Below are 12,968 nucleotides of genomic sequence, written 5' to 3'. Positions count from 1 at the left end.
ATGAGATACGCAATCGTCGAGACAAGCAAGGCGGAAGCCAAGGGGCTGAAACCTAAATTCCATCGAACGAACAACACAGGTTCGAAGATGGCAGTGAACGAAAACGAATTGCTGAAGGTGGACGAAGACCCAGAGCAAGCAGCAAAGCAGCTCGGAGGCGAACTGAAAGACCTGCAGGAATTCAAGTCAGAACTTAACACATGGGATGAATAAAACATGAGCAACAAAATCAAGGGAGCGTTCACGGTGCGCTTCATCAGAACAGGCGACCAAATCTACGTCACCAAGAACATCGTGAAGTTTGACAAGAACGGAGCCGAAAGCGGAGGCTCGCTCTTCCAAGCCATCGACCCGACAAGCGGAACTTTGTCCGTCGACTGGAAGACGGACATCTACAACCAGCCAGCCTTGAAGATTGGAATCAAGAGCGCAGTAGGTAACCCAGTAACCATTACAAGCATCAAGTGGACATACAGGGGAACGGAACTGACCTTCAACACCAGCGCAGCCACCACAGGCAACTACACAGGATGGCAGCTATCGACCGACGGAAAGTTTGCGAAGAAGGAGGTGGACGGATTCTGCTACCTTCGACTCATCGACAACGCAGCCAGCACCACCGTCATCTCCAACCAGATAATCGGCTACGAGATTAGCTACATTTCTAACAACGTCCGAGACAGCATCGGAGGAACGGAGGACGTGCTGATTCAGCAGGCAGGAGCAGACAGCTACAGCATCAACATCACAACCAGCTGCAGCACGCTGAACGCAACGCAGACAAGCACCACCCTCACGGCAACATACCTCTATGGAGTGAAGCCGATAAGCGACACGGAGTTTGCAGCGAGCTGGAAGCTGGAGTGGTACAAGGACTTCACCATCATCGCAGGACAAAACGGAAAGACATTGAACGTGACACGAGACGACGTGGACGGCAGCTCGGTGTTCAGCGTCAAGCTCCTGCACAAGGAAGGGGACAACTGGGTAGTGAAAGCCGTGGACGCACAGCGAGTGACAGACGATGCCGATGAGTGGACAATCGACGCTGAGCCAGACGGAACGAACCCAGATGCGATATCGAAGACGAGCAACGCAAAGTTCGTTCTCAAGCTGAAGCAGAACGGAACAGCTTACACAGGCTCGGTAACATGGGGCTGGGAAGTTTATAACGCACTCAACGCAAAGACCGCAACGAGCACAGGCGCAAACGTAACCCTCACAGCGGAAATGGCGAAATGCGTACCAGACGCAAGCAACCCAGACAAGAATTATTATTCAGATGTGGCTGTCGAGGTTTCGGCAGAGATAGCATAACCAAAAACAAAGGAGACAAAAGAAAATGACAACATTCAAAAAAATCACAGAGTTCGACGCAACAACCACACTTAACGGAACGGACTACATCATGGTGGTGGCAGGAGGAACGCCAAAGCGCATCACCCTCGACAACTTGCGTGCAATGATGGAGGAGAACCAGCAGCAATTCCTGGACGAGAACGCCTTCTACATAGAGGAGAACACGGCATCAAGCAAGGGAGCGGCATATTGCGAGACAGGAGGAAGCAGCCTCATGCTCCAGATTTGGCTCTCCAAGATTTGCGCAATCTTGATGACAACGGACGGACACTTCACAAGGCTTAACCCAAGCGACCACAGATACACGGCAGACGGAGACCAAGTCGTGAAGAACGGAGCCGTGGTGGACGCATACAAAAATGCGGACTGGTTCGGAATGATTGAAGGCGGATATTGGAACTACCTCCAGGAAGTGACCATCAGCGGAGTGAAGCACATCCGACACCACATATCGCTCACCCCACTGCCAGGAGGATGGTTCACCAAGAACATCCCAGTCGGCATGTTCAAATGCGTGATTCAGAGCGGACAGATGAGAAGCATCCCATTTGTCGTGCCAAGCGGAGGAAGCAACATCAACCAATTCTTCAACTACGCCCAGGCACGAAGCAAGAACCACGGACTCGCTGGCGAGCCTTTCCGAAATTTCCTCCTTCAGTACATGATGGCGAAATACGGATACCGAGACATTCAGAACCTGGCGGCAAGCGACGGTACAAAGATTTTCGGTTCAGGACTTGACGGAACGGAGAAAAGCGCATCCTCCACATTGGCTAATGGATTCGCAAGACAGAAGAGCATCAAGACAGGCGCATGCCTTGCCCTCGGATACAACGACGGAAAGGCAGAGGTCAAGGACGAAGACAACTACACCTGCCACAGCGTGAACGTAGGAGTTTGGGAAAACCCATACGGTCAATATTGGGAAATGGACGGTCACCTTTGCAGCGTCGGTACGGACGTTTACCAATGGGATGAGAACTTCCTGCCGACAGGAACACCAACCGTGGACAGCTTCGCTGCGGTCAAGCACAACAAGCTGACACGACTTGCAGCGGAAGGCTACAGCGATGCGGACATCACCCTAATCACCACGCAAGGGGCGCAACACATGAGCTACGTGCCAACAGCCAAGCACACAGGCATCACATACGGAGACCACTACTGGTACAACGCAAGTGGGCAGCTGTGGATTGGTGGCGGCCCCTCGAGCGACGGTGCGTATTGCGGTCTCGCTTCTGCGAGCTCGGGCTACGCCTGGTCGTATGCGACTGCGTCCCTCTCGGCTCGGCTTGATTTTCATGGAGACATCAAGGAGGTGACATCAGCCGAGCTGAAGAGACTTCTTGCATCTTAAAACGGAGCAAGAAAAACGCCAAGAAAAGGTAACTAAAAAGGGGGCGTGGGGGAATCCCCCACCGCAACCCTCCAGCCAAAGATAAAGGAAACCCCTCGCCCAAGCTCGTGGCGAGGTAGGCAAAAGGAAAGGACAGCTGTGGATTGGTGGCGGCAACTCGAACAACGGTGCGAATTGCGGTCTCGCTTATGCGAACTCGAACAACGCCTGGTCGAATGCGAATGCGAACATCTCGGCTCGAATTACTTCTACGGTTTCGGAAACGGAATCGAAACAACGAATAAGGACACGAGTACTGCGTCATGGGAAAGTGTCCGCCTTTCCCGAGCCTCGGCAGCTGGTGCATAAGTACAGCCAGCGATTAGCCGAAACAAATCGAACTTGCGCAGGCAACGCCCAGCGACCTGCCCGTGGTGTTAGTAAATCCGACCAAAGGGAGTCGGAAGTTGAAAGCTCTGCACAGAGAGAAGCAAGCCCTACGAGAACAAAAGACGAGCAAGACTTGAAAAAAGAAAAACAATGCCGAAAAGACAGGGTTACATTTATGATTGCACCTGGCAATGGGACACCTTGAAGGAAGCGGACAGGGTCTCGACCAGAAGAAAGAAGAACTACGGGGTGAAGAAGCACAGGAAGCAATGGCTGAAAGACCTCGTGGAAGTCCAAGACCTCATCATCAGCCGCCAGATCAAGACGGAAGAATACAAGCACATGAAGCTGAGGAACGGAAAGAAGGAGCGAGACATCAGCAAGCTCAACTTCCACCCGAACCACGAATGGCACCAAAGCCTCGTCTTAGTAAGCCACGACAGGATAGAGAGCACCTTGATTTCACACACTTATGCGTCAAGAATCGGCTACGGACAGATAGCAGGTGCGCTTCAAGTCAAGAGATGGCTGAGAGAGAACAGAGAGGAATGCAAGTGGTACGCCCAGGGCGACATTTGCCATTATTACGCCAACATCATGCACACCCTGCTCCACAGGAACATGGAGCACCTCTTCAAGGACAAGGAGTTCATCGATGCCTACATGGAGCCGTTCGAGCGGTTCGCCCCCGACGGAAAGGGCATCCCCCTCGGAATCCGACCAAGCCAAGACAGCGGAAACATTGCGCTGATGACCTTCGACAGGTTCATGAAGGAGGAGGCGAAGGCACACCTTTACATCCGATACCTCGACGATTTCGTCATATTCGGAAAGACGAAGGGAGAGGTCAAGCGGAAGATGAAGAGAGCGGTAGCCTTCTTGAAGAGCCTCGGCTTCGAGGCGCACGAACCGAAGATACGCCCGATAACGGAAGGGTTGGACTTCCTCGGTTTCGTTTACTACGAGGGAGGCGACATGTTCTGGAGGAAGAGCGACAAGGTGAGCTGGCTCAAGAGAAAGGCGAGGGTCACCAACAAGCGAAGGCTGCGAGAGATAGACGCAGCGGCATGGGGCATGATAAAATGGGGAAACAGACATTGCAAAAGATTATTTAAAATGGAAACAGGAATAGATTTATCAGACCTGGGCATCAAGATGCCCGACAAGAAAGACAAGAACGGAAAGCGAATCATCGACTCGCCAAAGATTACGACAGCCGTCATCCTAAACAAGGAGATAGAGGTCATAGACTGGGTGAAGAACGTGGAGACCAGCTACGGAGCAGGGCGATACGCAGTGGAAATCGTTTTCTTTGGGAGCAAGAACAAACTCATCGTGAACAGCCCAAGCATGAAGCAGCTCATCGACGCATTCGAGAACGCCCACGTGACCAGCTTCAAGACGGTGGTGATTGACAAGGGAGGCTCGCACTTCGAGTTCAGCCAAGTCAAGATTCTGACAATCGACCACCGACAGGTAGCCAAGAGCGATGACGGCAAGCTCATCTACACAGACACCAACGAGGTCGTAGACCTCACCAAGTTCAACAACAAAAAAGAGGAGACAAAGCAATGAAGACAAAGTACGGTAACATCAGCCGAGTGTTCATGACAGAGCAACCAGCAATCTACAACAGAGAGACACGAATGGCGTACATGGACTTCCAGCCAGACACGCAGGTACAGACAACCACCAACAGCACCGATGCCAGCTCGACCAAAGCCAAGGCAGCGGATGGGCAGGAGACCATCGAGGGATTCAGCGGCTTTGTCATCCAGACCGACGGCATCATGGACTACGCCCACATCAAGAGCCAGCTCGTGGAGGCTGCGTACCCACAGAAGGAGGAACACGCCCTCGCCTTCAACACCATCGATGCCTTGATTAAGAAGGTGGACGGACAGGAGCTGACAGCGTATGAGGAAACAGACCTCGCCACCTACAAGGACTTTGCGGAATACCGCTCGCTTTGCGCCAACTGCGCCAAGGCGATATTAAATTCATTGTTCAACTAAAAGAGGAGACACCCACCATGCAGAAACCACGAAAGTTCAAGGCAGCGTTCACCTGCAGGTGGGCTCCTTCAGACGGCAAGGACGGAGAGAACGGAAAGGACGGCATCGGCATCAAGTCAGCCGACGTGGTATTCACGCTTTCAACGAGCAACACCACGCCACCAGCAGACAGCGTGACGTGGGTCACCCTTTTCTCCCAACTTTATCTGATGGAGAACACCTACGTTTGGAGCTGCACCAAGACCGTGCTCACCAGCGGAGCGACCACCTACACAGGCAAGCAATGCCTCGGTGCGAGCAAGGACTTTGCAACCATCACGGAGCAATACGCTGTAGGAAGCAGCGGCACGACCGCACCGACAAGCGGATGGGGAACGAGCTACACGCCAACCAAGGAGTTGTGGCTATGGACACGCAACCGAATAAGATGGACGAGCGGTGCATTCACATACACCACAGCCATCTGCATCGGATACTTTGGCAAGGATGGCGACAAGGGTGACAAGGGAGACCCAGGCAAGGATGGAACAGACGGCAAGGACGGAGAGAACGGAAAGGACGGCACTGACGGAAAAGATGGAGAAGATGGAAATGGCATCAGCACGCAAACCACCTACTTCATCGCCACCGACCAGATGAAGGTCACATCCTACTCCTCCATTTCGGGATGGAGCACCACCTTTCCGACAGCGACCGAGCAGAAGCCCTACGTTTGGAAATGCGTGAAGACCACCTACACCAAAAGCGGAACCACCTACTCCACGCCAGAGCTCATCACCACCTACCACAGCGGAGACAACGCCAACATCATCGACAACGCTGCCTTCACCAGCGCAGACAACATGAGCGCATGGTGGGATAAGAGCGTTTATTCCGAGCTAAGCGGAAAGACCGCACCAAGCGACAAGGGAAAGGTGGACACCAGCAACAGGAAGGACAACCACAACTCCTACTACGACACCTGCAAGGCGACAGGGGCAACCATCAACTACAAGGAGATTCTGAAACAGACCGTCCACCAGCCAAGCAAGGGAATCAACAAGCTGGCAGGAGGGCAATGGTACACATTCAGCTTTTGGGCAAAGGGCTACCAGCAGACAATCTACGTGAACGAAACGAGCAGCAACTACGGATTCGCAACGAGAAACCTGTACCTTGTGGCAGGAAGAACCTACCGCATCGCCATATCGGGAAAGATTGACGCAACGGCACTCGCCAACGGCAAGGAACTGCGCACATTCATCTACAACGACGGATGGACGGAGCAAAATGCGGTGGCAATCAAGAGCACCAGCCAGACTACGGCATTCATGACCTTCATACCGAAGACAACAGGAGCGTACAAGATAACGAGCTACCAATACAACAGCGAAGCCCCAAGGACAGGCACCGTGACGGTTTACACCTACAGCATCACGGACAGCTTAGACCTCACCACTTACATCTACCCTACAGCGGTGGACAACAACACCAAGATAATAGTGGACGGCATCGAGCAAGGAAGCACGCCAACAGACCTCGTATTCTCATGGACTTTGACAAGTCAATGGAAGAGACATACGATAACATTTAAGACGAAAAGCAGCCTCTCCACCACGGAGGCGCAGAACGTCCTGTTCAGATTTCAACCAGCACCGAACGAGGAGGCATACCGCCAGGTTTGGATTTGCATGCCGAAGCTGGAGAGCGGAATGTTCGCCACAGGATTTGTGGACGGAATCGATGACCTGCGAGGAATCCCTGGGCTTATCGAGCGAACCAGCGAGTGGAGCGAAGGAACGGAATACCACAACGACGAGAGCCTATCGGGAGGCATCCGATACCTCGATATCGTGACGGTCACCGACAGCACCACAGGCGACTTCACGATGTACCAATGTAGGGTGACGCACACCTCCACCACAGCCAACGCACCGAACGGAGGCGACAGCACCGAATGGCTCAAGCTGAACCAGATGCGACCGATTTACACACCCCTCATCGTGGCTAAGAATGCCGTCCTGCGATTCGCACAAACGAACCGAATCCTGATTACCAACAGCCAAGACAAGGTGCAGGGATGCTTTGGAGGGGTCGAAGATGAGACAAACGGCTACCCTTTGTGGATTGGAGGCATCACGGCAGCAGCCGCAAAGTTCAGAGTCAAGTACGGAGGGCAGCTCGAAGCGACCGAAGCCAGCATCACTGGCACGATAAACGCAACGAGCGGAAAAATAGCAGGATTCACCATAAGCGGAACATCGCTCACGAATACACCGTGGACAAACGACGCTACTATCATTTTTCGCAACGACAACAAAGGATGCTTTGCTGGAATAGGTGGAAACGTTTTACCAGCTTCGGCAGGAATGAGAGCGGTGGCACGATTCGAGAACGAAGACAAGACAAACCAATGGGGACTCGACAAGAACATCGCAATGATTTTGTCAGCCAAGAACGGAACGTTCAACTATGCCTTCACAGGAGCAGGAAACGGCATACTTAGCGGTGCGATTGTCGGGTACGGATTTGAGGAGAAATCGGCAAACAAAGCAAATACTTGTTTTATTTTAGAGCCAATAAACTCCTTGATTTTTTATGTTACAATTTCAAACGCAAGCGCAACAATAGGGCTACCGACACTCTCCTGGATTTGTCTATTCTTGGGAATTTCAAAAGGAACAGCATTCAGAATCGAGATAGATATCTGCATTGTTAATTCAGTTTCAGATTTTACAGGAACAATGATACACGGACGGACGGACAAAGTGAATGGCATGAACACAAGCGAATACCCAAGCGTTTCATGGAATCAAACAAAGGAATACAATTCAGACAAAGGAAGTTACATCCAGGACAATTATTTTGCAGGAGGATTAAATAAAATTACATTAATTTACAGAAATGGAAATTATGCAGCTGGACTGCTTAGCGAAAATACACTTAGAAACAAGATAACATGGAAAGACGATTAACAAGGAGAAAAGACAGATGAAAATCAACTTTGAGAAAGTCGAGGTTTTCACGAACCTCGCCAAGACCAAGGCAGCGGTCATCGACATCAAGGAAGGGTTTGCGGACGCAATCTACACCCAGGGGCAAGGGGTCGCGTGCCACGCCCTCGCCTTGAAGATTTACAACTCCAAGGGAGAGGAAGAGTACAGCGACAAGGAAGCAGAGCTTATCAGCCGATGCTCCGAGCTTTGCACCCCAGCGGTGATGGACGGCATCCAAGCAGCCATCACCAAGGGCAAGCAGGTGGAGGAACAGCCATGAGCGCAGAAATTCTACAAGCAATCGCCACCGCCCTTGTAACCATCTTGGGCTGCTTCATGTTCTACGACAGCAAGAAGCGAACCGAGGCAGCAAAGGCATCGCAGGAGGAAGCCAAGGCGACCGCCCAATACGCCAGCGGATGGAAAGACCTCTGCGAGAGGAAGGACAGCGAGCTGAAATCCAAGGATGAGAAGATAGACAGCCTCTACGACATTTTGAACCAGCACCGAGCGACCGAGGATAAGCTGAAGGATGAGAACATGGAGCTGCGACTGAAACTCCAGGAGGCAAGCTGGAACCGATGCATCCGCAACGGATGCGACCGAAGAAGCCCACCACGCAAGAGAGAGCAGGAAGAAGCAAACTACATGGACAGAACGGACGAAGAAGGAATATGAGACTTACCACATATTTAACCAAGCTAATCCAAACCAACAGCGGAGCGTCCAGCAAGGCGTTCTTCTTGGTGAGCGTCACGATTATCGGGTGCGCCCTGCTGCTGGTTTTGGGATTTGTCCTGCTTTACGAAGTGATGACCACGAACACCATCCACACTGACCTCATGGGGATTGCAGCGGTCATCGGGGCGATAGGCTCGCTTTTCGCCACAGCAGGAATCACAAAGGCATTCGGGGAGAGGAACGAGACCGCCTCCCCAAGTAACAAACCAACAAACACGGAGGAATAAGCAATGGCAGAAGTTAAGAAGTTCGAGCCTTTCGTTCTCAGATGGGAAGGAGGCTCAAAGTACACAAACAAGAAGACCGACAGAGGCGGAGCGACCAAGTACGGAATCACCATCGCCACCTGGCGCACCGTAGGGTACGATAAGAATGGAGACGGAAAGATAGACGAAAAAGACGTGCAGCTCATCACCGAGGAAGACTTCAAGAAGGTTCTCAAGCGCAACTTTTGGGATAAGTGGAAGGCAGACGAAATCAAGAACCAGAGCGTAGCCGAGATTTTGGTGGATTGGCTCTGGGCGAGCGGCAAATGGGGAATCATCAAGCCACAGCAGCTTCTCGGGGTGAAGGAAGACGGCATCGTCGGCAAGCAGACTCTCGCTGCGGTCAACAATTACCAGAACCAACGCCAGCTCTTCGAGGCATTGAAGAACGCACGAAAGGCGTACATCAATAAGCTGATAAAGGCAGACCCAAGCCAGATAGTCAACAAGAAGGGATGGCTCAACAGAATCAACGCCCTCGAATACAAGGAGGAATAAGCAATGACAAGAGAACGAAAGACAAGCATCTGCATCCTGATCATGATTTGCATCGTTTGCCTTTTGGCAGGATGCGCCACCAAGAGGAAGGCAATGACAGAGACATCCACCAAGCTGGAGACATCGAAGGTGGAGCAAGAGAAGGACACCACCATCACCGAGACCCACGACACCACCAAGATAACCCAAAGGCTGGTGCCAATCGAGGTGGAGATACCAGCAGCCAGCAAGGAGCGCATCACCAAGGACACCACATCGGTGCTGGAGACCGACCTGTACAAGTCCACTGCCACATGGTCGAACGGAGTGCTGACCCACACGCTGGAGGCGAAGCCAGGGGCGAAGGTCAAGGGAGAGGCTGAGGTCACGGACACCACCAAGAGCAGCTCCAAGAACCAAGTGAACAAAAACACGAGGAGCTCCTCGACGGATTCCAAGAACCAGCAGAAGGACACCCAGCAGGAAACCAAGACAACCCAGCAAGCGAGCTGGAGCGCATGGCTGACGGCAGGTATAATAATAGGTACAACAGCCACAATCACCATCATTTGGAGATGGAGAAAGCGAAGGCAGCAGAAGCAACAGCAGAACTAAGGAAAAGACCTCTTCACCAAGCACGGTGGAGGGGTCTTTTTTTGATAACTTTCTTTAGCTAAGTAGTTGATTTTCTGTAACTTATAATAACTATAAAGTTATACAACTTTGCGAAAAATTGATTACCTTTGCATCAGAAAAAGAAAAGGAAACGACCCCTTAACCAAGGGTCACAAAGTACAAAAAATTATGGCAAGAGCAAAATACTACATCAAGAGACAAACAACTTGGAACGACACCGAGAAGGAAGAAGAAGAAACCCTCTTCGAGACAACACGAAAGGCAGACGCTGAGAAATTCTTCTACAGAATCAGAAAGAACCGCAACTACGCCTACGACATCAGAATGGGATACTTCAAGACAGACGAGTTCACGATGGCAGGAAAAGTTACAAACGAGTATTGGATAGAGAAACATTAACAACAACCAGGGAGGCGCAAGCCTCCCACAAACAAGAGGAGACAGAACAATGGATACAATCATCACACTTACAATCAGCCTGTGCGACGCACGAGAGGCAAACGACAGAATCAACGACAACCGCTGGCTTGCAAACCAGCTCCAGCAAACAGCCACGAACCAATGGGAGAGCGCAGAGAGCTACGACACCGATGACGATGAGGAAGGCGACAACCTCTACGAGCTGAAGGAGACCATCGCCCAAACATTGGCAGGACTTGAATACGAGATTTTGAACAACGGAGAATTTTAAACCAACACTTAAAGATAGGAGACAAGAATCATGATGCAACAAGAGTTTGAAGACAGAGCAAAGTTCAAGGTAAGAGCAGATTGCTACCACAAGTGCATAGAGCCAGAGTACACAGCCAGCCAGCTGGACAAAGACGAATGGGTGAAGGAGTGGAAGAACGGAGGCATCTAAAAAGCCTACGATTGGGAGCGCACCAACCGCCAGATGGCAGAGAAGGAAGCCAAAGAACTTGATGCCATCTGCAAAGACACAAGCGAGGAGCGCAACCACTACATGGAAAAGGCAGAGAACCTCGAAAAAACCAACAAGGCTTTAACTGAGGAGAGCATAGAGATGGATGAGAAGCTGGCTAACAGCACAGAGCAAAGCATGAAACTTGCAGAGTTCATCACACTCACAGGAACAAAACACAAAGACGAAGCGATGCTCAGAATGGCAAAGCAAATCTTGGGAGTGAAGAGATACATCACCTACAAGCTCACAAACAACATCGAGCTTACAGAGGAAGACAAGAAACTCATCATGCAAATCATCAAATAAGAAGGCAACGGCTGGGATAACCACCCAGCCACAACAAACAAAACAACATGGATACAAAGAGAACCATCGAGAAGATAAGACAGGCATTCGAGAACGGCACCGTCACAGCGGTCGAATTTTGCAGCGACGGAAGCTGCGTGGACTTCAACTACACCGACCCAACAGGAGACCACGGTCTGCCTTGCAGAATGGCAAGCACTCTCAAACCAGCAGAGGCAATGGAGGCTTTAAAAGGCTTCCGACTGAAAGAACACGAAATCAACAAATGCTTTTAAGAAAGGAAAACAACATGGCACGACCAAATTACAATCACGAATGGGAACAGATGCCAAGGTGCTACAACCCATTAGGCTGTCCATACAAGGCAGCACACCAAGGTTCAAAAGAGAGACGATGCGTCCTCCAAGGCGAGGACTGCAAGAGCCGAGACAAGGAAGCGGTGCAGAAGTACATCGACCCGAAGAAGAAGGACATCGTCCTCACCGAGCAACAGAGAGCCGAGGAAGCCAGCGGACTCAGCAACCGATGCCTCCAATGGAGAATCGAGACAACAGAGAGTTTGCTGAACCAAGTCGAGGATCTGGAGCTGAGCGAGACAGCCGAGGAGGTGAAGACCTGCCTCGACGTTTACACCAAGGAACGAGACAAGAGAAAGGAGGCTGGAACATGGAAGCAAGCAAGAAAGTGGTAGAGAACACCCCATACAAGCTGACGATTGAAACCGACGATGGAGCGTACCGCCTCACCTTCACGAGACGATACGACACCGAGGTGACAGCCACAGGTAGAAGCCGCTACGTTTACAGGGGATGGTGCGTGAAGGCTTACCACCTCGCCTGGGGGCATTGGAAGAGCTGCGACGCAAGCCACATACCAGCCAGCTACAAAGACAAGAAGACCATCATCGCATTCATCAGCCAGCGTCCTGCTTTTTCAAGAGCAACAAGCGAGATAAGTAACTGAAAATCAGCTAACAAAACGATAACTTTTCTTATCTTTTTGTTAGCTTTTATTGTCTCTTATTTTATACAACTTTGGGATATTTTTATTACCTTTGCAATAGAAAAAGAAACAAAGAGACAACAAACTTAAGCCCTACGGCAACACGGTCAAGCCGCAATTTTATGACAACAGTAGCATTAAAGAACATCATAGACACTTGGAACATGATAGAGAAGTACAACGTCATAGCTTACAGAGAGGTTGACGCAACAACGGTAGAGGTTGCAGAATGCGATTACAACAGAATGCTGAACGCAACCAAGAACAAAGAGTACATCAAGAACCTCCGCAGAGAGAACGGAATGATGGCAGGACACAATTTTTAAGAGGAGGAACGAGCAATGAAGACTTACAACATCAACAACCAGAAGGTCACCCTCAAATACGAGCCAGACATCTTCACCACCTTAGAAGGCGCACAGAGATGGGCAAGAGGATGCAAGAAAGCCACATGGGTAATCAAGGTTAACGGCAAGTTTTGGGCAGTTTGCCCACGAGACTTTGCAGCCTTGGAGAAAGCAGGATGCACCGCACATTAAT

General features: G+C 51.0%; 20 protein-coding genes. All 20 read left to right on the top strand.

Annotated elements, in window-relative coordinates; translation table 11 throughout:
* On the top strand, positions 1-213 hold the full coding sequence (locus tag CHL74_RS01865) for a hypothetical protein (RefSeq protein ID WP_094879431.1): 213 nt from the start codon (positions 1-3) through the stop codon (positions 211-213).
* A 3-nt stretch (positions 214-216) separates the two neighbouring features.
* The gene (locus CHL74_RS01860) at positions 217-1,317 is read left to right on the top strand and encodes a hypothetical protein (RefSeq protein WP_094879430.1); all 1,101 of its coding nucleotides are present in this window, start codon (positions 217-219) and stop codon (positions 1,315-1,317) included.
* Positions 1,318-1,342: 25 nt separating this feature from the next.
* Positions 1,343-2,716 (top strand): hypothetical protein, encoded by a 1,374-nt coding sequence (locus CHL74_RS01855; RefSeq protein WP_094879429.1) that lies wholly within the window; start codon positions 1,343-1,345, stop codon positions 2,714-2,716.
* A gap of 519 nt (positions 2,717-3,235) precedes the next feature.
* Positions 3,236-4,660: a reverse transcriptase domain-containing protein gene (locus CHL74_RS01850; protein WP_094879428.1), complete on the top strand. Its 1,425-nt coding sequence runs from the start codon at positions 3,236-3,238 to the stop codon at positions 4,658-4,660.
* The gene (locus CHL74_RS01845; RefSeq protein WP_094879427.1) at positions 4,657-5,100 is read left to right on the top strand and encodes a hypothetical protein; all 444 of its coding nucleotides are present in this window, start codon (positions 4,657-4,659) and stop codon (positions 5,098-5,100) included. Before CHL74_RS01850 ends, CHL74_RS01845 begins: the two co-directional genes overlap by 4 nt.
* Before the next feature lie 17 nt (positions 5,101-5,117).
* Positions 5,118-8,054 (top strand): hypothetical protein, encoded by a 2,937-nt coding sequence (locus tag CHL74_RS01840; protein ID WP_094879426.1) that lies wholly within the window; start codon positions 5,118-5,120, stop codon positions 8,052-8,054.
* A gap of 16 nt (positions 8,055-8,070) precedes the next feature.
* Positions 8,071-8,355, top strand: a complete 285-nt coding sequence (locus CHL74_RS01835; RefSeq protein WP_094879425.1) for a hypothetical protein — start codon at positions 8,071-8,073, stop codon at positions 8,353-8,355.
* Positions 8,352-8,753: a hypothetical protein gene (locus CHL74_RS01830; RefSeq protein ID WP_141241197.1), complete on the top strand. Its 402-nt coding sequence runs from the start codon at positions 8,352-8,354 to the stop codon at positions 8,751-8,753. The genes CHL74_RS01835 and CHL74_RS01830 overlap by 4 nt, the downstream gene beginning before the upstream one ends.
* Entirely contained in the window at positions 8,750-9,043 is a 294-nt protein-coding gene (locus CHL74_RS01825; RefSeq protein WP_094879423.1) for a hypothetical protein, read from the top strand. Before CHL74_RS01830 ends, CHL74_RS01825 begins: the two co-directional genes overlap by 4 nt.
* A 3-nt stretch (positions 9,044-9,046) precedes the next feature.
* Complete coding sequence (locus CHL74_RS01820) at positions 9,047-9,580, top strand: glycoside hydrolase family 108 protein (RefSeq protein WP_094879422.1); 534 nt, start codon at positions 9,047-9,049, stop codon at positions 9,578-9,580.
* Between the two features lie 3 nt (positions 9,581-9,583).
* Positions 9,584-10,174 (top strand): hypothetical protein, encoded by a 591-nt coding sequence (locus CHL74_RS01815; protein ID WP_094879421.1) that lies wholly within the window; start codon positions 9,584-9,586, stop codon positions 10,172-10,174.
* Positions 10,175-10,363: 189 nt separating this feature from the next.
* Complete coding sequence (locus CHL74_RS01810; protein ID WP_094879420.1) at positions 10,364-10,594, top strand: hypothetical protein; 231 nt, start codon at positions 10,364-10,366, stop codon at positions 10,592-10,594.
* Positions 10,595-10,643: 49 nt separating this feature from the next.
* Complete coding sequence (locus tag CHL74_RS01805; protein ID WP_094879419.1) at positions 10,644-10,886, top strand: hypothetical protein; 243 nt, start codon at positions 10,644-10,646, stop codon at positions 10,884-10,886.
* Positions 10,887-10,916: 30 nt separating this feature from the next.
* Positions 10,917-11,057 carry a hypothetical protein gene (locus CHL74_RS15675; protein WP_176452143.1) on the top strand — a complete coding sequence of 47 codons (141 nt, stop codon included), beginning with the start codon at positions 10,917-10,919 and terminating at the stop codon, positions 11,055-11,057.
* A gap of 33 nt (positions 11,058-11,090) precedes the next feature.
* Complete coding sequence (locus tag CHL74_RS01800) at positions 11,091-11,426, top strand: hypothetical protein (protein WP_094879418.1); 336 nt, start codon at positions 11,091-11,093, stop codon at positions 11,424-11,426.
* A 47-nt stretch (positions 11,427-11,473) separates the two neighbouring features.
* Positions 11,474-11,701 (top strand): hypothetical protein, encoded by a 228-nt coding sequence (locus tag CHL74_RS01795; protein WP_094879417.1) that lies wholly within the window; start codon positions 11,474-11,476, stop codon positions 11,699-11,701.
* Positions 11,702-11,715: 14 nt separating this feature from the next.
* Positions 11,716-12,117, top strand: a complete 402-nt coding sequence (locus CHL74_RS01790) for a hypothetical protein (protein WP_141241196.1) — start codon at positions 11,716-11,718, stop codon at positions 12,115-12,117.
* Positions 12,093-12,389, top strand: coding sequence for a hypothetical protein (locus CHL74_RS01785; RefSeq protein WP_094879415.1), 297 nt, complete (start codon positions 12,093-12,095; stop codon positions 12,387-12,389). Before CHL74_RS01790 ends, CHL74_RS01785 begins: the two co-directional genes overlap by 25 nt.
* A 161-nt stretch (positions 12,390-12,550) precedes the next feature.
* Positions 12,551-12,754 (top strand): hypothetical protein, encoded by a 204-nt coding sequence (locus CHL74_RS01780; protein ID WP_094879414.1) that lies wholly within the window; start codon positions 12,551-12,553, stop codon positions 12,752-12,754.
* A gap of 15 nt (positions 12,755-12,769) precedes the next feature.
* Entirely contained in the window at positions 12,770-12,967 is a 198-nt protein-coding gene (locus CHL74_RS01775) for a hypothetical protein (protein ID WP_094879413.1), read from the top strand.
* Position 12,968 lies beyond the last annotated feature (1 nt).

Origin of the sequence: Prevotella sp. 885, assembly GCF_002265625.1 — a bacterium.
Classification (GTDB): Bacteria; Bacteroidota; Bacteroidia; order Bacteroidales; family Bacteroidaceae; genus Prevotella.
Note: the sequence above shows the minus strand (reverse complement) of the source record. Positions and strands in the feature narration are given on the sequence as shown.

Bases quoted from the DNA above. Each gene is read 5' to 3' on its own strand.
- CHL74_RS01865 (WP_094879431.1), top strand. From the start codon at position 1: ATGAGATACGCAATCGTCGAGACAAGCAAGGCGGAAGCCAAGGGGCTG.
- CHL74_RS01860 (WP_094879430.1), top strand. From the start codon at position 217: ATGAGCAACAAAATCAAGGGAGCGTTCACGGTGCGCTTCATCAGAACA.
- CHL74_RS01855 (WP_094879429.1), top strand. From the start codon at position 1,343: ATGACAACATTCAAAAAAATCACAGAGTTCGACGCAACAACCACACTT.
- CHL74_RS01850 (WP_094879428.1), top strand. From the start codon at position 3,236: ATGCCGAAAAGACAGGGTTACATTTATGATTGCACCTGGCAATGGGAC.
- CHL74_RS01845 (WP_094879427.1), top strand. From the start codon at position 4,657: ATGAAGACAAAGTACGGTAACATCAGCCGAGTGTTCATGACAGAGCAA.
- CHL74_RS01840 (WP_094879426.1), top strand. From the start codon at position 5,118: ATGCAGAAACCACGAAAGTTCAAGGCAGCGTTCACCTGCAGGTGGGCT.
- CHL74_RS01835 (WP_094879425.1), top strand. From the start codon at position 8,071: ATGAAAATCAACTTTGAGAAAGTCGAGGTTTTCACGAACCTCGCCAAG.
- CHL74_RS01830 (WP_141241197.1), top strand. From the start codon at position 8,352: ATGAGCGCAGAAATTCTACAAGCAATCGCCACCGCCCTTGTAACCATC.
- CHL74_RS01825 (WP_094879423.1), top strand. From the start codon at position 8,750: ATGAGACTTACCACATATTTAACCAAGCTAATCCAAACCAACAGCGGA.
- CHL74_RS01820 (WP_094879422.1), top strand. From the start codon at position 9,047: ATGGCAGAAGTTAAGAAGTTCGAGCCTTTCGTTCTCAGATGGGAAGGA.
- CHL74_RS01815 (WP_094879421.1), top strand. From the start codon at position 9,584: ATGACAAGAGAACGAAAGACAAGCATCTGCATCCTGATCATGATTTGC.
- CHL74_RS01810 (WP_094879420.1), top strand. From the start codon at position 10,364: ATGGCAAGAGCAAAATACTACATCAAGAGACAAACAACTTGGAACGAC.
- CHL74_RS01805 (WP_094879419.1), top strand. From the start codon at position 10,644: ATGGATACAATCATCACACTTACAATCAGCCTGTGCGACGCACGAGAG.
- CHL74_RS15675 (WP_176452143.1), top strand. From the start codon at position 10,917: ATGATGCAACAAGAGTTTGAAGACAGAGCAAAGTTCAAGGTAAGAGCA.
- CHL74_RS01800 (WP_094879418.1), top strand. From the start codon at position 11,091: ATGGCAGAGAAGGAAGCCAAAGAACTTGATGCCATCTGCAAAGACACA.
- CHL74_RS01795 (WP_094879417.1), top strand. From the start codon at position 11,474: ATGGATACAAAGAGAACCATCGAGAAGATAAGACAGGCATTCGAGAAC.
- CHL74_RS01790 (WP_141241196.1), top strand. From the start codon at position 11,716: ATGGCACGACCAAATTACAATCACGAATGGGAACAGATGCCAAGGTGC.
- CHL74_RS01785 (WP_094879415.1), top strand. From the start codon at position 12,093: ATGGAAGCAAGCAAGAAAGTGGTAGAGAACACCCCATACAAGCTGACG.
- CHL74_RS01780 (WP_094879414.1), top strand. From the start codon at position 12,551: ATGACAACAGTAGCATTAAAGAACATCATAGACACTTGGAACATGATA.
- CHL74_RS01775 (WP_094879413.1), top strand. From the start codon at position 12,770: ATGAAGACTTACAACATCAACAACCAGAAGGTCACCCTCAAATACGAG.